We start from the raw sequence: 20,660 nt of genomic DNA, 5'->3' as shown, positions 1-20,660 counted from the left end.
CCTCACGTCGAGCGCAACGCGCGCAAGGTCTCCTTGAGCGAACCCATGGTGGCGAAGACGGCCGTCGGCTCGTAGCCGCAGTGCGCCATGCAGTTGGCGCAGCGCGGGTCGCGGCCCCGGCCGTAGGAGTCCCAGTCGGTCTCCTCGATCAGTTCCCGGTAGGTCTGGGCGTACCCGTCCGACATCAGGTAGCAGGGACGCTGCCAGCCGAACAGCGAGTACGACGGGATGGCCCAGGCCGTGCAGCGGAAGTCCCGCGCCCCCTCCAGGAAGTCCAGGAAGAGCGGCGAGTGGTTGAGCCGCCACCGCTTGCGGTTGCCGCCCGCGAACGCCTTGCGGAACATCTCCCGGGTCTCCCGCACGCCCAGGAAGTTGTCCTGGTCGGGCGCCTTCTCGTAGGCGTACCCCGGCGAGATCATCATCTGGTCCACGCCCAGGTCGTCGTTCAGGTAGTCCAGCACGTCGATCACGGTCTGCGGGCTGTCGTGGCCGTAGAACGTGGTGTTGGTGGTGACCCGGAAGCCGCGGCGCCGGCACTCCCGGATCGCCTCGACGGCCTCGTCGAAGACGCCCTCCTTGCACACCGACGCGTCATGGCGTTCGCGGAGCCCGTCCAGGTGCACCACCCAGGAGAAGTACCGGGACGGCGTGAACTTGTCGATCTTCTTGGGCAGCAGCACCGCGTTCGTGCACAGGAAGACGAACCGCTTCATGCCGACGAGCGCGTTCACCATCTCGTCGATCTGCGGATGCATCAGCGGCTCGCCGCCGGCGATCGAGACCATCGGCGCCCCGCATTCGCGCATCGCCGCCACCGCCTGCTCGACCGGCATCCGCCGCTTGAGCACGTCCGCCGGGTGCTGGATCTTCCCGCAGCCGGCGCACGACAGGTTGCAGGCGAACAGCGGCTCCAGCTCGACCAGCAGCGGGAACTTCTCGCGTCGCATCAGCTTGTTGCGCAGGATGTGGCCCCCCACGCGCAGGCTCTGGCGAAGTGGCATTCCCATCAGGGCCCTACCTCCTTGCGGCGATCCTTGTCGAGCCGTTCGGTCCATCGCCGCAGCGCGGGCCCGCAGGAGCGCAGCGCGCGGGTGGCCCGCAGCCCGCCCGTGAGCGTCGCGGGACGCGCCAGCGGACGGTCCGGCGTGTCGACGATGGCGCGCACGACGGCGAACGGGCGCGTGCGGGCGGCCTCGGCGAGCGGCCGGGATTCCATGTCCACGGCCAGCGCCCCCGCCGCCGCCAGCCTCCCGCGTTCGGCGCCGGTGACGACGTGGCCGGTGGTGACCAGCGGGCCGCGAAGCACCCGCAGGCCCGCCTCCCGCAGCAGGTCGGCCAGCGCGTCCGCGCCCCGGCACGGGACGCCGTGGCCCGCGGCACGCACCTCGGTGGCCACGAAGACGTCGCCCGGCCGCGGCCCGCGGACCAGGGACCCGCCGTACCCGGCCACCGCCAGGGCGTCGAACGCGGGCAGCCGGCCCAGCGCGGCGCGCGCCCGCGCCGGGCCGGGACCGGTCCGCACCACCGCGAAGCCGCGTCCCGGACCGGCCCGGGACGCGACCGCCCACGCCTCGATGGCCAGGGCCGCGCAGACCACCAGCCGCGTCATGCCGGGTCTCCCGCGGTCCCGTCGCGGGCCGACAGGTAGCGGCCCAGCGCGGAGACCGGGAACACCAGGCGGTAGAGGTGGTAGTTGATGGAGAAGTCGCCGGGGAAGCCGGTGCCGGTGAAGTGGTCCTCGTCCCAGGTGCCGTCCGGCCGCTGGTGCTCCACCAGCCAGCCCACGCCCCGTTCCACGACCTCGCCGCGCTCGCCCGCCGCCAGCAGCGCCAGCAGCGCCCAGGCGGTCTGCGACGGGGTCGAGCGGCCCCGGCCGATCCACGACGGGTCCCGGTACGAGCGCATGTCCTCGCCCCAGCCGCCGTCGGGGTTCTGGTGGGCCGCCAGCCAGGCCACCGCCCGCCGGATCGCCGGCTTGTCGGGCGTGACGCCGGCGGCGACCAGCGCGGGCACCACCGAGCCGGTGCCGTACACGTGGTTGGCGCCCCACCGCCCGAACCACGAACCGTCGTCCTCCTGCTCCTTCAGCAGCCACGACACCGCCCGCCAGACGACCGGGGTGCGCGCGTGCCCGGTGTGCGCCAGGGCCTCGACGACGTGCGCGGTCACGTCCGCGGACGGCGGGTCGATGACGGCGCCGAAGTCGCAGAACGGCAGCTTGGTGCACAGTGTCCGGGTGTTGTCGGCGTCGAACGCGCCGAAGGCGCCGTCGCGGGAGACCATGCCCGCCATCCACCGGACGCCGCGCCGCACGGCCTCCCGCGCCCTCGGGTCGCCGGAGCGGCGCAGCGCGAGGACGGCCTCGGCGGTGTCGTCGGTGTCGGGGTAGCCGTCGTTGTGGAACTCGAAGGCCCAGCCGCCCGGCGCCAGGTCCGGCCGGCGCACGCTCCAGTCGCCCGGCCCCTGGATCTCCTCACCGAGGACCCACTCCACCGCCCGCGCCAGCGCCGGGTGCTCGGGGGGCAGCCCGGCGTCCCCCAGCGCGTTCATGGCCAGGACGGTGTCCCACACCGGGGACTGGCACGCCTCCAGCCGCCGCCCCTTCTCGTCCCGGATGATGAACCCGTCGAGCCCGTCCAGCCCGCGCCTGATCACCGGATGGTCCAGGCCGTAGCCGAGGAGGTGCAGCGCGAGCAGCGAGTAGACCCACGGCGGCTGGATGCCGCCCCACGAACCGTCGAGTTCCTGCCGCGCGACGATCCACTCGGCGGCGCGGCGCATCGCGGCCCGGCGCAGCCGCCGCACCGGGGCCTTCTCGTACACGTGCAGCACGCGGTCCAGGCCCTGGAACGCCGTGCCCCAGCCCGGACGGCGGCCGGCGGGGCGCCGCGGGCGCATACCGGTCCGCAGCTCCGGCAGGTCGAACGGCAGCGCCCGGACCGGCCGCAGCGACCCCACGATCGTCAGCGGGACGATGGTCTGCCGGGCCCAGCAGGCCCAGTCGTAGACGTTGAGCGGGAGCCACGACGGCAGGTACATCATCTCCGGCGGCATCACCGGCAGCTCGTCCCAGGACCACTGCCCGAACAGCGCCAGCCAGATCCGGGTGAAGACCCGGCTCGCCTCGATCCCGCCCGCCCCCACGACGAACGCGGCGGCGCGGCGCATGTGGACGTCCTCCGGCGGGTCCCCGGCCAGGCGCAGCGCCACGTACGCCTCGATCGTCGTCGACAGGTCGGGCGGCCCCTCGTAGAAGGTGGCCCAGCTCCCGTCGGACCGCTGCTGCGAACGGATCCAGACCGCGGCCTCGGCGGTCTCCTCCGCCGTCCTGATGCCGAGGAACTCGCGCAGCATGAGGTCCTCGGCGTCCATGGTGACGTTGGTCTCCAGCTCGCCCTTCCACCAGCCGGCGGGCGACTGCAGGCCCAGCAGGTGGTCGCGGGCCGACTCCAGGGCGGCGGCGACCTGGTCGGCCGGGGCGGTGGTCTCGATGGTCGTCATTCAGCGGCTCCTGGTGGTGACGTAGTCGGCCAGCTCGAGGAGGTCGGCACGGACCCGGTCCGGCATGTCCACCCCGTCCAGATGCGCGCGGGCGGACGCCACCCGGGCGGCGGCCTCGGCCTCCGTCCAGGCCCGTCCCCCGGCGGCCTCCACCAGGCGGGCGGCCTCGCGCACGTCGGCCTCGGACGGGACGCCCGGACGGCCCAGCACCTCCGCCAGCCGCTCCGACTCGGCCGTCCCGGCGTTCAGCGCCGCCGTCACCGGCAGCGACTTCTTCCGGGCCCGCAGGTCGTTGCCGGCGGGCTTGCCGGTGACCTCCGGCGCGCCCCAGATGCCCAGCAGGTCGTCGGTGAGCTGGAACGCCACGCCCAGATCGGACCCGAACGCGGCCAGCGCGCCGGGGAGCGGCTCGGGGGCCTCGCACAGCAGCGGCCCCAGCGAGCAGGAACAGGCCAGTAGCGCCGCGGTCTTGCCCGCCGCCATCCGCAGGCATTCGGCCAGCGAGATCCGCGCGCGCCGCTCGAACTCCAGGTCCAGCGCCTGGCCGGTGATCAGCCGGGCGGTGGCCCCGGCCAGCGCGCGCGCCGCCCGGTGCCCGCCGGCCGTGCCGGTCTCCAGCAGCACCTCATGGGACAGGGCCAGCAGGGCGTCGCCGCACAGGATCGCGGCGGGCGTCCCGAACACGGTCCACGCCGCCGGGCGGTGCCGCCGCGTCCGGTCCCCGTCCATGATGTCGTCGTGCAGCAGCGAGAACGCGTGCACCAGCTCCACGGCCACCGCGCCGGGCAGCGCGGGGCGGGGATCGTCGTCCGCCGCGCGGGCCGCGAGCAGGACCAGGGCCGGCCGCAGCGCCTTGCCCGTGGACCGCAGCGCGGGCGGTACGGGCGCGCCGGTCTCGTCGGTCCACCCGAAGTGGTAGCTCGCGATCTCCCGCATCGGCCGGTCGAGCCGGTCCACCGTCGCGCGGAGCGCCGGTTCGAGAAGCTCGCGGCCGGCGGAGACGGCGGCCGGGGCCTGCGCGGTCATCGGGCCGCCACCCCCCGAGCCCGGTGCCGGAGATGCCCGCGGACCTCGCGGGCGGCGGTCAGGCCGCTGCGCACGGCGCCCTCCATGGTGTCGGGCCAGCCCGTGTCCGTCCACGCGCCGGCCAGGAAGATCCCGGGGAGCCGGGTGACCGCGGGCGGGCGCAGCGCCGCGGTGCCCGGCCGCTGCCGGAACGTGGCGTGCCGCTCGCGGGTCACGAAGAAGTCGTCCACCCGGGCGCCCCGCGCCCTGGGCAGCAGGCGCGCCAGCTCCGGCAGGAACAGCCGCCGCAGCTCGGCCGCCGGCAGGCCGGCCCACCGGTCCGCGGCGGACACCGACACCGCCAGGTACTGCCCGGACGCGGGCCCGCCGGCGGGCGTCCGGTCGAAGATCCACTGGGCGGGTGAACCGGTGGCGGCGGCGAACGGCTCCGCCATCACGGCCCGGTCGTAGACGACGTGCACGTTGATGATCGGGCTGCGGCCCAGGCCCGCCCAGGCGTGCCGCTGCGGGCAGGCGGCCTCGGGGACGAGCGTGGCCGCGGCCCGGTGCGGGACGGCCACCACGACCGCGTCCGCCGGCTCCAGCGCGCCGTCCACCAGCACCTTGGGGCCGGGCTCGACCGCCTCCACCTTCGCCTTCAGCCGGACCCGCCCGCCGCCGGCCCGGATCGCCGCCAGCGCGGCGCGCCCGTGCAGGTCCCGCAGCGGGACGGTGGGCACCCCGATGTCGGCGGCGTCCGCCCGGCCCAGCAGCGCCGTCCGCAGCACCATGGCCGCCGGGGCCAGCGACGCCTCCTCGGGATCGGCGTTGAGCGAGGCGGTGATCAGCAGCCCCCACAGGTCGCGCACGGCCCGCTCGCCCTGGCCGTGCCCGGCCAGCCAGCGCCCGGCCGACAGCGAGTCCACGGCCGGATCGCGGTGGTCGAGGAACCGGAGGGCGAGGGCGGCCCGGACCGCGCGCAGCCGGTCGGCGGGGGACAGCAGGCCGTACCCGGCCAGCGCCGGGACGAGGTGCGCCGGGCCCGGCAGGGCCGCGCGCCGCAGCCGCCCGCGCCGCCCGTCCGGGCCCAGCACGGTCACGTCGAACCGGTCCTGGAGGCGGGTGCCGCCGGCCGTGCCGAGCCGCCGCAGCAGCTCCCGGTACGCGGTGCAGCATTTGAGGAAGACGTGCTGGCCGTTGTCGATCCACAGGTCGCCGCGCCGGAAGGAGTGGGTGGCGCCGCCGAGCCAGGCCCGGCCCTCGTACAGGGTGACCTCGTGCCCGGCCTCCTGCAGCGCCAGGGCGGCGCTGATCCCGGCGAGACCGCCGCCGACGATCGCGACGCTCACCGCTCCACCCCGCTCAGCGCGCGGCCCGCGACCGCGAGCTTCTGCCAGGCGGGGAGGGACGTGCGGGAACACAGGGCCGCGCCCGGATCCGCCTCGATGCGGTCCAGCAGGCGGCGGTAGATCCCCGCCATCGCGGCCGTGCAGGCAGCGCTGCGCCGGTCCAGCAGCGGCAGCAGTCGCAGCCCCGTCGCGTACCACTCGCGCGCCCGCCGCGCCTCCGCCCGCACCAGCTCCGCGAGGCGGTCGGGCTCGTCGGTGAACCCCTGGCGGGGATCGAAGTGCAGCGTGCAGCCGTACCGGGCCAGGTCCTTGGCGGGCAGGTAGACCCGGCCGGTCTCGGCGTCCTCCCGGACGTCCCGCAGGATGTTGGTCAGCTGGAGGGCCACCCCGAGCGCGTCGGCCAGCGGCTCGGCGGCCTCCCGGTCGCCGGTCCCGAACGCGCCGAGGCACAGCCGCCCCACCGAGCCCGCGACGCTCCGGCAGTAGCCGACCAGCTCGTCGAACGTCGCGTACGACGCGCCGCGGACGTCGCTCTCGCACCCGTCGACGATCTCCCCGAACGCCTCGACCGGGATGGGGTACCGCCGTACCGCGTCGGCGAGCGCGACCAGCACCGGGTCGCCGCCGTGGGCCGGCAGCGCGGCGAGCCGGGCGCGCGTCTCGGCCAGCCGGGCCAGCCGGACGTCCGCCGGGTCCGTCCCGTCGCCGATGTCGTCCACCCGCCGCGCGAACGCGTAGATGGCGTTGAGCGCGCGGCGTTTCGGCGGGGGGAGCAGCCGGATGCCGTAGGCGAAGTTGCGGGCCCGCGTGCGGACGATGCGCTCGCACTCCTGATAACCGGTGGACGGATCCACTGGGCGATCTCCTTCCGAGCGCGGGGCCGATGTGCCGGTTACTGCGGACCGGATGTGACGCGGGCAAGGATCCACGGCCTTGCGGCAAGACACGGACATGATTTCAGCTATCCGAATCGGCTAGCGATAAACGCCACGGCCACCCATGGATTCGATCACAACTCCCGAACGCGTGGCGGTCACGACACGGTGTTCGTCCCGCGCCGGGCAAGCCATCTGTCATGAAATTCCGGCTTTTCCGACCGGTGTCGGCAGGCCGGGGCGCCGCCTCGCGCGGGCCGCCGATCGGACCGAGAAGTCCCAGGTGGGCGAGCATTGCGGCGATCGTCGCGATCGTTCGCCGCGGAGGCCGGCGGGTTTCTGGTAAAACCTCGTTGTGCGCTTGGTCCGGTGTGTCTCTGGCGCGCCGGAATCGAGGAGCGGCCTTCCGGAGTGATCGGATGCGGCCGTGGAGGACGCATCGGTGAGACGGTGCCGAAATATGTAAATTCGCGGCGATTCTTTGCCGCTCGGCGACGGTATTCCGGGAACCCTTTGGCGCCCGCGCCGAACGCCCCGGCCGGCGCGGGCACGGGCACCCGCGCGTGGCCGCTCGGGGGGCGTGGCCGGGCGAGGGGCAGGGCGCGAGGGGCAGGGCGCGAGGCGCGCGCTCGGGGGCGGCCGGGGCGAGGCTTGTGCCGGCCGGGCTTTGATGAGAGATTTCGATGGGAGATTCTCTATAAAGTCAGTAGGTTATTAGGAGAACCTGAGCCGATGAGCGATGACGGCCTGCTCGACGAACACCACTACGACCTGACCCGGACGCGGCAGTGGCTGGAGGGGGAGGGCGGAGCAGGTCGCGACGGTCGGGCCCGCCGCGACCTGCTCCGCTCGCTGGTCGTCGCCGGTGGCGCCGCCGCCCGGCACTGGACGGACCGCGCCCCGGTCCGGGCCGCCGGCCCCGCCGCGGCGGAACCCGGGCCGATCGTCAAGCCGCTGCCCCCGGACCTGTTCATCGCGCACGGCACCAACGCCGAGATGCGCTGGGAGGCCATGAAGGGCAAGGGCCTGCTCGTCCCGAACGACCGGTTCTTCGTCCGCAACCACACCCGCACCCCGCTGATCGACGCCCGCACCTGGCGGCTGCGCCTGCACGGCACGGGCCTGCGCGGGGCGCCGCCCGCCGGCCGCGCCGTCGAGTTCGGCTACGAGGACCTGCTCGCCCTGCCGGCCGAGACCATGACCGTGGCGGTGGAGTGCGCGGGCAACGGCCGCTCCTTCTACGGCACCCAGCAGGGGACCCCGGCCGAGGGCACGCCGTGGCGGCTCGGCGGCGTGGGTGTGGCCCGCTGGCGCGGCGTCCGCCTCGCCACGGTCCTGGAACGCGCCGGGCTGGCGGAGACGGCGGTGGACGTCCTGCCGCGCGGGCTCGATCCGAACTTCGTCACCGGCGGCGTCGACCTGGGGCCCGTCCGCCGCCCCCTGCCCGTCGCCAAGGCCCTCGACGACGTGCTGCTGGCCTACGAGATGAACGGGGAGCCGCTGCCGCCCGACCACGGCTTCCCCGTCCGCCTGGTGGTGCCCGGCTGGATCGGGGTCTCCTCCGTCAAGTGGGTGGGCGAGATCGAGGTCGCCGACCGCCCGCTGTTCTCCCCGTGGAACACCCGCTTCTACCGCCTCTTCGGCCCGGACCACCCGCCGGAGGGTGGGCCGCCGCTGGCCGAGCAGGTCGTCAAGAGCGCCTTCGAGCTGCCATGGGACGCCACCGTACGGGCCGGGCGCCCGGTCGTGCTGACCGGCCGCTCCTGGTCCCCGCACGGTCCCGTCCGCCGGGTCGAGGTGAGCACCGACGGCGGCGCCACCTGGCGGACGGCGCGGCTGCGCGGCCCCGAGCGCGGCTGGCGGCGCTGGGAGACCACCTGGCGTCCGGACCGCCCGGGTCCCACGGCGCTCCTGGCCAGGGCGACCGACGCGTCCGGCGCCACCCAGCCCGACCGCGCGGTGTTCAACACCTACGGCTACCTTTTCGGCGCCGTCGTGCGGCATCCCGTCCTGGTGGCCTGACACCGCCGCCGGGCTCACCCATGGGGGAGGAACCGGCCGAACCGGCCGTGGTGGTAGAGCAGCGGCCGTCCGCCCGCGAGAAGTTCGGCGCCGGTCACCAGCCCGACGACGAGGATGTGGTCGCCCACGTCGATGGTGGCGTGCGGGACGCAGAGCAGGTGGGCGCAGACGCCGCCGAGCAGCGGCGTGCCGTGGTCGTCGGGGCTCCAGGCGGTGGGCGGGGCGAAACGGTCGACGCCCCGCCGGGCGAAGCGCGTGGCCACCTCGGCCTGGTCACCGGCCAGGATGTTGACGGCGAACCGGTCGGCGGCGCGCAGCGACGGCCAGGTGGTGGAGCCCTGGTCCACGTAGAAGGAGACCAGGGGCGGCCGCAGGCTGACCGAGGAGAAGGAGGTCGCGGTCAGGCCGGTCGGCACCCCCGCGGACGATGCGGTGATCACGACGACCCCGGCGGCGTGCAGGGCGAGGGCCTGGCGGAACCGCGCGGGATCCAGTACCTGGCCCGGCGGGCTGTCGGTCATCGGGAACCTCCGGGGCCGGTCGGGGGGCCGGTCGAACGGTGACAGGCGGTACTCGTTCGGGCGGTCGGACGCGTGACTGGGGGAGCCTTGCTCAGGCGGAACACGGAGCGCCGGCCACGCGGCGGAAGTCCACGTGGCCGCGGTTGGGCAGAGGAACCGTCGGTGGCACGGCAGCGAGCCTAGGCCGCACCGCCGGTAAATGTCAACTAATCTAGTCGGGAAAGTAGGAAAGCTCCCTCGGGCACTGGCGGACACCGTCCCGTGACCCGGTCGACGCCATCTCAAAATTGTCGTAACAGGAGCGCAAGGTGCTGCTTGAGCCCATATCGCACGGGTAGCGGCAGAGAATGCGGACCTCCACTGACGGGGTGGCACGCGCGCAGGACCCGCGATAAAGGACATCGGCCTGTGCCGATGGATGGGGAGCCGAGATGGCCGTAGCTCAGGGCACGAAGACCACACGGAGAAGCACGACGGAGAAGGGGACGGCGCAGCGTGCCACGACGCGGCGGACCTCCACCCAGCGGGGCACCACGCAGCGGACCACGACCCGGCGGGCGTCGGCGCAGCGCGCGACCACCGCGCGTCCGGCGGCGGAGACGAGCACGCGGCGGCGCACCACCGCGCGCAAGCGCGCCGGGGAGGAGACCGCCGGGAGGACGACGCAGCGTACGGCGACCCTTCCCGTTCCCGTCGTCACCCCGCACCTGTCGGTGCGGAAGGTACGCATCCCGGCGCCCGCGGGCCTGCCGGTGACCGGTCACGAGGTCGTCGAGGCCGGGAAGATCGCGACCTCCCACCTGCCGCCGCCGGACCGGCTCGTCTACTACGCCGGGCTCGGCGCGCTGGCGGTGTTCGGGGTGGTGGAATGGCCGGTCGCCGCGGCGATCGCGGTCGGCGTCGGCGTCGCCCGCCGGGCGCGCTCCGGGAACGGGGCGCGGCGGGAGGCCGCGAAGAAGGAGTAGGACCGCCCCGCGTGGCGGGTGCGAGCGGCGCCCGGGGATGACGCGACGGCCTCGCCACGGTATCGACCACGCCCCGCTGGAGTATGGCCATGCCGTTGCGCCGAATGCTCGGAGCCGCCGCGCACGCCGCCAAGGCGCTTCCCGTGCCCGGCCCCGTCCGGCACATCGTGGGCGGGGTGCTGGAGCCGCGCGCGGTCCGTGCCTCGTCCGGGCGCTTCCACATCAAGGTGCGGGGCGTTCACGCCTCCGGCGCCGCGGGGCTGGCGCGTGCCGTGGAGGAGGCGCTGCTGTCGGTGGACGGCGTCCGCGCCGCCGAGGTGAACGCCGTGTTCGGCCGCGTCGTCGTGACCTGCGCCGAGGGCATGGACGCGGGCGACCTCGTCGACCTGGTCGAGGACGTCGAGCGGCTGTACGGAGCGCAGGACGCGCCGTTCGCGCCCGCGGTGCCGGGGGACGTGTCCGTGATCGCGCGGGAGGCCGCGTACGCCGGGCTGAACCTGGCCGCCTGCGGCGCCGCCGTCGCGGGCAAGGCGACCCGCGCGCTGCCCCTTCCGGAGACCGTCCCCGCACTGATCTCCATCGCCGACCTCACCCCCTGGATCAGGGAGGGGCTGACGCGCCGCCTCGGCGCGTCCACGACCGACCTCGTCCTGAGCGGCGGAGGTGCGGTCGTCCACGCCCTGGCCCAGCAGCCGTCCAGGCTCGCCCTCGACGCCGCGCTCAGGCTCGTGCACCTGGTGGAACTGCAAGCGCACATGGGCGCCTGGGACCGGTACGAGGGCCGGCACGACGGTGGCGCGGGCGCGCACCGGGCGGATCCGCTGGACGGTCCGGAGCGGCCCCGCCCGCTGCCCCACGGGCCGGTCGAGCGCCTCCTCCAGTACGCCCCGATGTCGGTGGCGGCCTCGCTGGGCACCCTCGCCCTGACCCGTGACGCCCAGCGGGCGCAGGGCGTGCTCGTCTCCGGGGTGCCGAAGGCGGCGCGGGTGGGCCGCGAGGCGTTCGCCGCCCAGTTCGGCCGGATCGCGGCCGGGCGCGGCGTCGTCGTCTGCGACACCGCGGCCCTGCGCCGGCTGGACCGGATCGACACCGTGGTCGTCGACGCGTCCGCGCTGCGGACCGGGCGGCAGGTCATCGACGAGGTCCTCCCCCTCGCGGACGTCCCCGCCGCGGAGTGCTGCGAACGCGCCCTCGCACTGGTCGACCCGGCCCGTCCCGGCAGGTGGCGTTCGGAAGGCGGATGGACGGTGTCCCCCCTCAGGGCGTGGCCGGGGGACGCGGGCCAGGCCGTCCATGACCGGGCCCGGGAGCTGCGCCGGCGCGGGGCCGCGGTCCTCGCCCTGGCCCGGGACGGGGAGCTGACCGCCTTGGTCGTGCTCGTCCCGGAGCCCGAGCCGCTGGCCGAGGCGCTGGTGTCGGCCGCGCACCGGGCGGGGCTGGTGGTGGCGACCGGCGCCGGCGGCGGGCTGGATCCGCGGCTGCAGATCGACCGGAGGCTGCCCGGCGGGCCCGGGCTGCGGGCGTCGGTGCGCCGGCTCCAGGAGGAGGGGCGCGGCGTCGCCCTGGTCTCCGCGCGGGGCAGGCCGGCGCTCGCCGCCGCGGACGTGGGCATCGGCCTGCTGCGGCCCGGGGAACGCGCCCCCTGGGGCGCGGACCTGCTCTGCGGCCCGGGACTGGACGGGGCGTGGCTGATCGTCGACGCCATCGCCACCGCCCGGGAGGTGAGCCGGCGCAGCGCGCGGATCGCCGCGACCGGATGGGCGGCGGGCGTGATGCTGGCCGCGTCCGGCCCGGCCCCGAAGGCGACCGGCCGGGCCCTGCTCGCGGTCAACGCCGCGACGCTCTCGGCGGTCGCCACCGGCACCTACAGCGGTACCGCCCTGGCCCGGCGGCCGGCGCCGGTGCCCGCGGACCGTACGCCCTGGCATGCCTGGCCCGTCCAGGCGGTCCTGGACCGCCTCGACTCGTCACCGGCGGGGCTGGACGCCGGGGAGGCGGCGCGGCGCCGCACCGCTGAGGCGGTCACCGAGCCCGCCCGCCCGGGGCTGGGCCGGGTCGTGCTGGAGGAGCTCGACAACCCGTTCACCCCGCCGCTGGCCGCGGGCGCGGGCATCTCGGCGGTCATGGGGTCGGTGATGGACGCCGCGCTGATCGGCACGGTGCTGGGCGTGAACGCCTTCATCTCCGGCGCGCAGCGGGCCGGCGCCGAACGGGCCCTGCGGCGGCTCGTCCGGCTGAGCACGGTGCGGATCCGGCTGCGGCGGCCCGGCGCCGAGGACGGGGGCGAGACGGAGGCCGCCGCCGACGAGCTGGTGCCGGGCGACGTGATCGCGCTCGCCGCGGGCGACGCCGTCCCGGCCGACTGCCGGGTGCTGTCGGCCGACGGGCTGGAGGTCGACGAGTCCAGCCTCACCGGGGAGTCGCAGCTGGTCGCCAAGGCGGCCGCGGCGAGCCCGGCCCGGCACGTCGCCGACCGGCACTCCATGCTCTACCAGGGCACGGTCGTCGCCGCCGGGAACGCCTCCGCCGTGGTGGTGGCCACCGGGGAACGGACCGAGATCGGGCGGACCGCCCGGCTGGGCGCGGAGGAGCAGCGTCCCGGCGGGGTCTCCGGCCGCCTGCTGGAGCTGACCCGGGCGACGCTGCCCGCCTCGCTCGCGGCCGGCGCCGTCCTCTTCGGGGTGGACCTGCTGTCGGGGCGCCCGGTCGCGCAGGCGGTGGGCTCGGCGGTCACCCTGGCCGTCGCCGCCGTACCGGAGGGGCTGCCGTTCATCGCGACCGCCGCCGAGCTCGCCACCGCGCGGCGGCTGTCCAGGCACGGCGCCCTGGTCCGCAATCCCGCCACGGTCGAGGCGCTCGGCCGGGTCGACGTGCTCTGCTTCGACAAGACCGGCACGCTGACCGAGGGACGGCTGCGGCTGCGCCAGATCTCCGACGGCGAGACGACGCTGGCCGCCGACGCGCCGGTGCCCTGGATGCGGGAGATCGTCGCCGCGGCGCTGCGGGCCAGCCCGGACCAGGACGGCGGGCGCCGCCGCCTGCCGCACCCCACCGACCGGGCCGTCATGCACGCCGCCGAGGAGTTCACCATGGACCCGTCCGAGGGCCTCGGGTCGTGGGAGCGGGTGGACGAGCTGCCCTTCGAGCCGAGCCGCGGCTACCACGCGGTGCTCGGCCGGCACCGGCGGGGCCAGCACCTCAGCGTGAAGGGGGCGCCGGAGATCGTCCTGGAGCGCTGCGACACCTGGCGCCGTCCCGGCCAGGCCCCCTCGCCCTTCGACGCGTCCGCCCGCGCGACCGTGGAACGGCAGGTGGAGCGGCTCGCCCGCGGCGGCTACCGGGTGCTGGCGGTGGCGGAACGGTCCGCGTCGGGCCGGGCCGACCTCGCCGAGTCGCGCATCCGGCGGCTGCGGTTCCTGGGCCTGGTCGGGATCGCCGACCCGGTCCGCAGGACCGCCGCCGAGGCGGTGGACCGGCTCCGCGGCGCCGGCGTCCAGATCATGATGATCACCGGTGACCATCCCAGCACCGCGGAGGCCATCGCCGCCGAGCTCGGCGTCCTGGACGGGCACGTGATGACCGGCTCCGAGCTCGACGAGAGGGACGCGGCGGAACTGGCGCGGGAGCTGCCGGACGTCTCGGTCTTCGCCCGGGTGAGCCCGGCGCAGAAGGCGCGCGTCGTCCAGCTCCTCCAGGACGCCGGGCAGGTGGTCGCGGTCACCGGCGACGGGGCCAACGACGCGCCCGCCATCCGGCTCGCCGACGTCGGGATCGCCCTGGGCCGGCGGGCGACCCCCGCCGCCCGGGAGACGGCCGACCTGGTGGTGACCGACGACCGGATCGAGACCATCGTCGACGCCATCGCCGACTCCCGGGCCATGTGGAAGTCGGCCCGCGACGCCCTGGCCGTCCTCCTCGGCGGCAATCTCGGGGAGATCGCGTTCACCATCGGCGGCGCGCTGACCGGCGGGGGCAGCCCGCTGAACGTCCGCCAGCTGCTCCTGGTGAACCTGCTCACCGACATGCTCCCGGCCATCGCGCTCGCGGTGCGGCGGCCCGCCGGGGCGACCCGGGAGGACCTGCTCCGGGAGGGGCCGGAGGCGTCCCTCGGCGCCGCGCTGACCCGCGACATCACCGTCCGCGCGGTGACCACCGCGGGCGCCGCCCAGACCGCGTACCTGCTCGCGCGGGCGAGCGGCACCCGTACCCAGGCCGTCACCGCCGGCCTGGTGGCGCTGGTGGGCACCCAGCTCCTGCAGACGCTCGCGGCGGGCGGGCGGAGCCCCCTGGTCCTGGCGTCCGGGGTGGTCTCGCTGGGCGCGCTCGTGACCATCGTCCAGGTCCCCGTCCTCAGCCACTTCTTCGGATGCCGCCCGCTGCTCCCGCATTGCTGGGCCATCGCCGGGGGCTCGGCCCTGGCGTTCGCCGCCGCCGCGACCGTCATCACCCGCAGGGGCGACCGGAACGGCGGCGTGCCCTCGCCCGCGAGCGAGCCGGAGGCCGGTCAGGCGGCCGATGCCGCGACCGGAGCGACCGGAGCGACCGGAACGGTCGGAACGGTCGGAACGGCGACCGAGCCCGTGCCGAGCTGAGCGAGCATCAGCCGGTCAGGGTGCGTCTTTAGACACTGTTCACCTGCCGTCCACCCACGATTGTGCCGTCAAACCAGACATATGGGATAAAAATGCCGATAAGTCCTTCAAGCAACCATCACTCCGAGGTGCAACGTGGCTGACCTTCTGTCGACCGTGCTCGCCAAGGCCCTGGTACTGCTCGCCGAGGCCATCGTCACGCGGCTCGTCGTCGCGATGATCCGCTCGCCCCGGGCCGCGGCCGCCTGACCGGGCCGCCCGGCCGCCGGTACCGTACGCGGACGACGTCGATCCGCGGGACAGGAGGCGGCCGTGGCACACCGGGTGAGCGTCGTCGGCGAGGTGCTCGTCGACCTGCTCTGGAAGGCGGGGGCGAGCGAGGTGGTCCCCGCGCCGGGCGGCAGCCCGGCCAACGTGGCGATCGGCCTGCGCCGCCTGGGCCGCCCGACCACGCTCGTGACGTCCTGGGGCGACGACCCGCCCGGCACCCTGGTGGCCGGCCATCTGCGGCGGGCGGGCGTCCCGGTGCGCCGGGCGCCCGGCGGCGGGCGGACCATGCTGGCCCTGGCCTACCTGGACGCCGCCGGGTCGGCGACCTACGACTTCCTGGCGGCCTGGGACCCCACCGGACTCGCTGTCCCCGGCGACACCACGATCCTGCACACCGGCTCGCTGGCGATCGTCGTCGAGCCGGGCGCCTCGCGCGTGCTGGAACTGTGCCGGGACCTGCGCGCCCGGCCGGGCCGGGCCGTCGTCATCGACCTCAACGTCCGCCCCGCCGTACAGCCCGACCCGGCCGCCTACCGTGACGCCTGCCTGCGGTTCGTGGAGGTCGCCGACGTCGTCAAGGCCAGCGACGAGGACCTGCGCCTGCTGTACCCCGGCCTGGACGCCGCCGAGGCCGCGCGGGCACTGCTCTCGTACGGCCCGCGCCTCGCCGTGGTCACCCTCGGCCCCGGCGGCGCCTTCGCGGTCACCGCCGGCGCCGAGGTGCGGGTCCCGGCTCCGGTGGTCGCCGTCCGCGACACCGTCGGCGCGGGCGACGCCTTCCAGGCCGCCCTGCTGGACGCCCTCGCCGCCCGCGATCCCGCCGGGGACGGCGCGGACCGCCTCCCGCTGCCCGCCGGTCCCGCCGACCTGGCGCGCGTCCTCACCCGCTGCGTCACCGCCGCGGCCCTCACCTGCACCCGCGTCGGAGCGGACCCGCCGACCGCCGCCGAACTGGAGGACGCCCTGTCCGCCGGTACGGGGAGCGCGGACGAATAAGGGCCGCACCGCCCCCGGACGCGCGTTGAAGGCGTCCCCTTCCGCGTTTTCCTAAATTCGCTGAGTGGGCCCGCACGTCACATTATCAGATTATGATAAAGGAACGTGTCAAAAATAGCTCGACTCTGTTGACCTGCCATGTCAGTTGCCGACAGGAATGAAAGCGGAGCTAGGCAGCGCCATCCCGCCGTGTGAAAATCTCGGCGAGTGGCAGGAGGTGCCGGCATGCCGCCTCGGGATCCACCGCTGGTCGAACGTGAGGTCGACCTCGCGTCGCTGGTGGCCGCACTCGCCCGCCCTCCCGCCGTCGTGGTGGTGGAGGGCGAACGCGGCGCCGGCAAGACCCGCCTGGTGCGCGAGGCGCTGGCCGCCCCCGGCCTCGAAGGGCGGCAGCCGCTGGTCGGACACTCCCGTCCCACCTTGGCGTCCTGCCCGCTGGGGCCGGTGATCGAGGCGCTCGCCACCGCGAGCCGCCCACCGGTACGGCCGCTCAGCGCCCTCGCGGGGGTGCTGCGCACGGTGCTCCCCGAGCTGGCCGCCATCCTGCCGCCGGCGCCGCCCCCGGTGCCGGAGCCGCAGCTGGTCCGGCACCGCCTGGTGCGGGCCAGCGCGGAACTGCTCGCCAAGCTCGGCCCGACCATTCTGGTTCTGGAGGATGTGCAGTGGGGGGACGCGGCCACCGTGGAGCTGATCCGGATGATCGGGGCACGGCCCCCTCCAGAACTATCCATCGTGATCACTTGCGAGCCCCCGGCGGCCCTTCCTGAATTGGGGCTGGGCACCACCCGACTTTCCATTCCGCCGCTGTCGCCCGCGGGTGCCGGGCGGCTGGCCTGCGCGATTCTCGGCGACCCGGAAACCGTTCTGCCCACCGGCGTCGCGGACCTGCTGTACGAGCGCAGCGGCGGGGTGCCGTTCGTCGTGCGCGAGGACGTCCGCATGCTCCGGCAGCACGACCTGCTCCGCCCGGTGAACGGCGCGTGGACGCTCGGCCCCGGCGCGGAGACCGCCGTCCCGCCCGCGGTCGGCGCGATGATCGCCGCCCGGCTCCGGAGCCTGGACGCGACCGGCACCGCGGTGCTGGAGGCCGCGGCCGTGCTGGCCGGGTCCGCCGAACCCGAACTGGTGGCCAGGGTCGCCGGGCTGAGCACCGGCCGGACGTGCGCCGCCCTCGGGGACGCGATGCGCCGCGGGCTCCTGCGCGACCACGGCCCGGACGGCGGCACGGTGCGTTTCCGCCACGAACTGGCCCGGCTCGCCGTGTACGAGTCCGTTCCCGGCTACCGGCGGCGCGGGCTGCACGCCATCGCCGCCCAGGTGCTGACCGCCGCGGGCGGAGCCCTGCGCGTACGGGCGGTCGACCACCACCGGCGCGCGGGCGACCTGCGCGCGTGGGCGGCGAGCGCGGAGGCCGCCGCCGAGGCCGCCCTCGCCGCCGGCGCGTTCGGCACGGCCCACTCCTGGCTGCGGGACGTCCTCCAGGCGGGCGCGGTCGCCCCGGAACGGCGGGCCGAGGTGGCGGTCAAGCTGGGCCGGGCCGCGCTGGGGGCCGCCGATCCGGGCGGGACCACCTCCGGCCTGCTGGCCGAGGTGGCGGAGGCCGCGTCCCCGGAACAGCGCGCCGAACTCCTGCTCCTCCGCCTCTGGTCGGCACTGGAGTCGGACGGCCCGGCCGACGGCGCGGCGACCGCGCTGCGCGACGCCCTGGGCGGCCTCGTCCGGCGTCCCGGCCTGCGCGCCATCGCGCACGCCCTCCTCGCCACCCCCACCCGGCTGCCCGGTCTCGACCTGGCCGCCCAGAAGGCCCATCTCGACCGGGCCCGGACCGCGCTCACCGAGACCGGCGACCCGATGGCGCACGCCGTCGTCCGGACCGCGACCGCGCACCTGCTGCTCGCCACCGGAGGCCCCGAGGGGTGGGCCGCGGCCCGCGCGGTGCCCGTCCACGGCGACCGGCCGGAGATCGAACGCCGGCTCGCCCGCGGCCTGCTCGACCTGGCCGAGTCGGCCCTGCACCTGGGGCACTACACGCGCGGCCTCGACCTGGCCGAACGGGCGCGGCGTCCGGCGTCGGGCGCCCCGTCCCCCGCCTTCGACACGCGGCTGCGGGCCGTCGTGGCACGGATCCGCTGGACGACGGGCGACTGCGGCGCCGAGGACGACGTGGGCGTGCTGTCCGGTGATCCGTTCGCGTCCGGCCTCCCGAACCTGCGGCTGCTGTCCGCCCAGATCGACGCGGGCCAGGGGCGCCTGGACGCCGCGCGCCGCACGCTGCGCGCGGTGGCCGAGGAGGCCTGCGAGACCGGTGACCTGGCCGTCGCCGCCCAGGCCGCCGCGGAGTTCAACCGGGTGGCGCTCACCCTGGAGCAGCGGCGGCTCGGGCACGCCCTCGCCCGCCAGGTCCTGGACGGCGTGGCCCGCAAGGGCGTGTGGGTCTGGGCGGCGCCGCTGCTGCCGTTCGCCCCCCTCGACCTGGTCCGCGAGGTCCTGCCCCGCTACCGCGGCGCCGTGGCGGACCGCGACGCGCCGCTCGCCCGCGCCGCCCTCGGGTTCGCCGAGGCCCGGATGAGCGAGCGCTACGGCGACGCCGGGTGGGCCGCGGCGGGCTACCGCCGGGCCCGCCGCGGGTACGCGGTGCTGCCCGACCCCCGGCTGGCCGCCCACGCGTGCGCCGGCGAGGCGCGCGCCCGGATCTCCGCCGGCCAGGTGCCGGACGCCGAGCCGCTGCGCCACGCGTGGAGCACGTTCACCGGCCTGGGCGCCGTCTGGGACGCCAACCGGCTCAAGCAGACGATGCGGGCGGCGGGACTGCCCGTGCCCCACCGCCGCGGCCGGCCCGGGTACGGCAACCAGCTGTCCCCCCGGGAACGCGAGATCGCCGTGCTGGCGGCCTCCGGCCACACGAACCGGGACATCGCCGCCGGCCTCTACCTGTCCGACCGCACGGTCAAGTACCACCTGGCCAACGCCATGCGCAAGCTCGGCGTGAGCAGCCGGCGGCAGCTGGGCGACGTCCTCGAACCCGCCGACCGTTCGGACCACACCTGCCGGTGCGGGCGGTGCGGGCGCGAACTAAACCTGTCCTGAGTGGACGGGGTAACCGGGACGGACCGGACCGATTATGAGAGAGATTCACGTTCGACCGAATCGGCGCCGGACACCCCGTCATCCTTCCCCGGAGACGGCGCCCTCGGACCGGACGGCGGCGGAAGGCCCGCCGCACGAGTCGAGGAGGAGGACCCACATGAGACCCGCCAGCTTCCTCGTTGGCCTCTCCGCCATCGCCGCCGCCGCGGCGTTCACCGCCGCTCCCGCCCACGCCGAAGCCCCCGGCCTGGTCGACGGCAGCATCACCGCGGCCGGCACCACCTGCACGTGGACCAACGCCACGACCAGCAACACGCCCCCGAACACCCTGACGATCGACCGCACCACCATCAGCCTGAGCTGCAGCGGCTCGGTCTCCGTCAGCATCGGCGCCAATCCGACGGTCTCGTTCAACGACGCGAACGGCACCGCCACCGCCACGTCGATCGTCGTCACCGCCACCGTGTTCGGCGTGCAGTGCGGCTACACCGTGAACAACGCCAGCGCCACCCGCCAGGGAACGACGCGGACCTACACCGGTGGCCCCTACACCGCCACCAAGACCTCGGGCGGCTTCCTCTGCCCGAGCAGCGAGACCATCAACTCCGCCAGGTTCGTCTTCCACTAAGCCGCTGATCGGCTGATCGGCTCATGCGGGGCTCCCGTGCCGGGGGAGCCCCGCATGACCTGTTCCCGGCCCGGTCCGTCCCCGAGTCCCTCGGCCACCGCACCCGGGCGTCCGGCCCGGGCGATCCTCAATCGACCTCGGCCTCCTCGAAGACGAGACCACTGCCCCTCGCGGCGACCACGTCGTAGACGTACGTGACCCTGTTCCGGGCGTAGCAGCGGTACTTCGTCTTCGTCTCCGCCTTCGGGGCGCCGGCGTTCTCGACCGGGTCACCGGGGATGACGGCGGCGCCGCCCGGGAGGGTGTCGCAGCGCAGCTTCGCCCCCTTCCGCTGCGACTTGCCGTACTGCCAGAACTGCTCGTTCAGGCTCGCCTGAGCCAGCAGCCGCTCACGAGCAGTGATCTTGTACTTGCAGCTCTGGGTGTCGCCGAGGTCGATGCACGACCCCATGTTGGTCACCTGGTAACTGATCTTGGCGCCCCCGTAGGTCGCGGTGCAGTCGGACGCGCACTCCACCTTGATCTTGGGATCGCACGTCATCCGCACCGTCTTCTCGAGCACGCTGTGCTCCAACTGGGCCCGGAAGGTCCGGCGCTTGTCCTCGGGCAGGTCCGGAACCGTGATCCTGTGGCAGGGCTGGGCCGGGGCGGTCACCTCCGTCGTCTTGGCCACGTCGTAATGGAGCGGCGACTCGAAGGCCATGAACGACCGCACGAGCTTGACGCCTCCCCAGATCAGCCCGCCGACGACCACGATGACCACAAGGATCGTGACGCACCCGAGCACCGCGGCCCCCTTGCCCGGCTCCTGCTCGTCCTGGGAGGGCTCACTCTGTGTCTCCGTCATGC

14 protein-coding genes are annotated in these 20,660 nt (G+C 75.3%); 6 read left to right on the top strand and 8 right to left on the bottom strand.

Features of this window, described 5'->3' with window-relative positions; genetic code table 11:
• Positions 1–2 precede the first annotated feature (2 nt).
• Genes hpnH through hpnD form a run of 6 tightly spaced genes read right to left on the bottom strand, consistent with a single transcriptional unit; the run spans position 3 to position 6,709 of the window.
• On the bottom strand, positions 3–1,007 hold the full coding sequence (hpnH, locus tag IW256_RS29655; RefSeq protein ID WP_197014089.1) for an adenosyl-hopene transferase HpnH: 1,005 nt from the start codon (positions 1,005–1,007) through the stop codon (positions 3–5).
• Entirely contained in the window at positions 1,007–1,609 is a 603-nt protein-coding gene (locus IW256_RS29650) for a phosphorylase family protein (protein WP_197014088.1), read from the bottom strand. The genes hpnH and IW256_RS29650 overlap by 1 nt, the downstream gene beginning before the upstream one ends.
• Entirely contained in the window at positions 1,606–3,501 is a 1,896-nt protein-coding gene (gene shc / locus IW256_RS29645; protein ID WP_197014087.1) for a squalene--hopene cyclase, read from the bottom strand. Before shc ends, IW256_RS29650 begins: the two co-directional genes overlap by 4 nt.
• Positions 3,502–4,527 (bottom strand): polyprenyl synthetase family protein, encoded by a 1,026-nt coding sequence (locus tag IW256_RS29640; RefSeq protein WP_197014086.1) that lies wholly within the window; start codon positions 4,525–4,527, stop codon positions 3,502–3,504. It lies immediately after the preceding gene.
• The gene (hpnE, locus tag IW256_RS29635) at positions 4,524–5,855 is read right to left on the bottom strand and encodes a hydroxysqualene dehydroxylase HpnE (protein WP_197014085.1); all 1,332 of its coding nucleotides are present in this window, start codon (positions 5,853–5,855) and stop codon (positions 4,524–4,526) included. Before hpnE ends, IW256_RS29640 begins: the two co-directional genes overlap by 4 nt.
• Positions 5,852–6,709: a presqualene diphosphate synthase HpnD gene (gene hpnD / locus IW256_RS29630; protein WP_197014084.1), complete on the bottom strand. Its 858-nt coding sequence runs from the start codon at positions 6,707–6,709 to the stop codon at positions 5,852–5,854. Before hpnD ends, hpnE begins: the two co-directional genes overlap by 4 nt.
• Before the next feature lie 753 nt (positions 6,710–7,462).
• Here hpnD and IW256_RS29625 point away from each other — a divergent pair.
• The gene (locus IW256_RS29625) at positions 7,463–8,752 is read left to right on the top strand and encodes a sulfite oxidase (RefSeq protein WP_197014083.1); all 1,290 of its coding nucleotides are present in this window, start codon (positions 7,463–7,465) and stop codon (positions 8,750–8,752) included.
• 14 nt (positions 8,753–8,766) lie between these two features.
• Here IW256_RS29625 and IW256_RS29620 read toward each other — a convergent pair whose 3' ends face one another.
• Entirely contained in the window at positions 8,767–9,273 is a 507-nt protein-coding gene (locus IW256_RS29620) for a flavin reductase family protein (RefSeq protein ID WP_197014082.1), read from the bottom strand.
• Between the two features lie 431 nt (positions 9,274–9,704).
• Between IW256_RS29620 and IW256_RS29615 the strand changes: the two genes are divergently transcribed.
• From IW256_RS29615 to IW256_RS29595, 5 genes are all read left to right on the top strand, one after another.
• A complete protein-coding gene (locus IW256_RS29615) occupies positions 9,705–10,238 on the top strand; it encodes a hypothetical protein (protein ID WP_197014081.1) in 534 nt (177 codons plus the stop codon).
• Positions 10,239–10,327: 89 nt separating this feature from the next.
• Positions 10,328–14,830, top strand: coding sequence for an HAD-IC family P-type ATPase (locus IW256_RS29610; RefSeq protein WP_197014080.1), 4,503 nt, complete (start codon positions 10,328–10,330; stop codon positions 14,828–14,830).
• A 312-nt stretch (positions 14,831–15,142) separates the two neighbouring features.
• Entirely contained in the window at positions 15,143–16,096 is a 954-nt protein-coding gene (locus IW256_RS29605; protein WP_197014079.1) for a PfkB family carbohydrate kinase, read from the top strand.
• A 225-nt stretch (positions 16,097–16,321) separates the two neighbouring features.
• Positions 16,322–19,183 (top strand): helix-turn-helix transcriptional regulator, encoded by a 2,862-nt coding sequence (locus IW256_RS29600; RefSeq protein ID WP_197014078.1) that lies wholly within the window; start codon positions 16,322–16,324, stop codon positions 19,181–19,183.
• 157 nt (positions 19,184–19,340) lie between these two features.
• Complete coding sequence (locus tag IW256_RS29595) at positions 19,341–19,811, top strand: hypothetical protein (protein ID WP_197014077.1); 471 nt, start codon at positions 19,341–19,343, stop codon at positions 19,809–19,811.
• Positions 19,812–19,938: 127 nt separating this feature from the next.
• Here the strand turns inward: IW256_RS29595 and IW256_RS29590 are convergent, their stop codons facing one another.
• Entirely contained in the window at positions 19,939–20,658 is a 720-nt protein-coding gene (locus IW256_RS29590; protein ID WP_197014076.1) for a hypothetical protein, read from the bottom strand.
• Between the last annotated feature and the right edge of the window lie 2 nt (positions 20,659–20,660).

Source organism: Actinomadura viridis, assembly GCF_015751755.1.
Lineage (GTDB): Bacteria > Actinomycetota > Actinomycetes > Streptosporangiales > Streptosporangiaceae > Spirillospora > Spirillospora viridis.
The sequence above is the reverse complement of the archived record's forward strand: the minus strand, read 5'-3'. Positions and strand labels throughout refer to the sequence as shown.

Bases quoted from the DNA above. Each gene is read 5' to 3' on its own strand.
- IW256_RS29610 (WP_197014080.1), top strand. From the start codon at position 10,328: ATGCCGTTGCGCCGAATGCTCGGAGCCGCCGCGCACGCCGCCAAGGCG.
- IW256_RS29600 (WP_197014078.1), top strand. From the start codon at position 16,322: ATGCCGCCTCGGGATCCACCGCTGGTCGAACGTGAGGTCGACCTCGCG.
- shc (WP_197014087.1), bottom strand. From the start codon at position 3,501: ATGACGACCATCGAGACCACCGCCCCGGCCGACCAGGTCGCCGCCGCC.
- IW256_RS29595 (WP_197014077.1), top strand. From the start codon at position 19,341: ATGAGACCCGCCAGCTTCCTCGTTGGCCTCTCCGCCATCGCCGCCGCC.
- IW256_RS29625 (WP_197014083.1), top strand. From the start codon at position 7,463: ATGAGCGATGACGGCCTGCTCGACGAACACCACTACGACCTGACCCGG.
- hpnH (WP_197014089.1), bottom strand. From the start codon at position 1,007: ATGGGAATGCCACTTCGCCAGAGCCTGCGCGTGGGGGGCCACATCCTG.
- IW256_RS29640 (WP_197014086.1), bottom strand. From the start codon at position 4,527: ATGACCGCGCAGGCCCCGGCCGCCGTCTCCGCCGGCCGCGAGCTTCTC.
- IW256_RS29590 (WP_197014076.1), bottom strand. From the start codon at position 20,658: ATGACGGAGACACAGAGTGAGCCCTCCCAGGACGAGCAGGAGCCGGGC.
- IW256_RS29615 (WP_197014081.1), top strand. From the start codon at position 9,705: ATGGCCGTAGCTCAGGGCACGAAGACCACACGGAGAAGCACGACGGAG.
- IW256_RS29620 (WP_197014082.1), bottom strand. From the start codon at position 9,273: ATGACCGACAGCCCGCCGGGCCAGGTACTGGATCCCGCGCGGTTCCGC.
- IW256_RS29650 (WP_197014088.1), bottom strand. From the start codon at position 1,609: ATGACGCGGCTGGTGGTCTGCGCGGCCCTGGCCATCGAGGCGTGGGCG.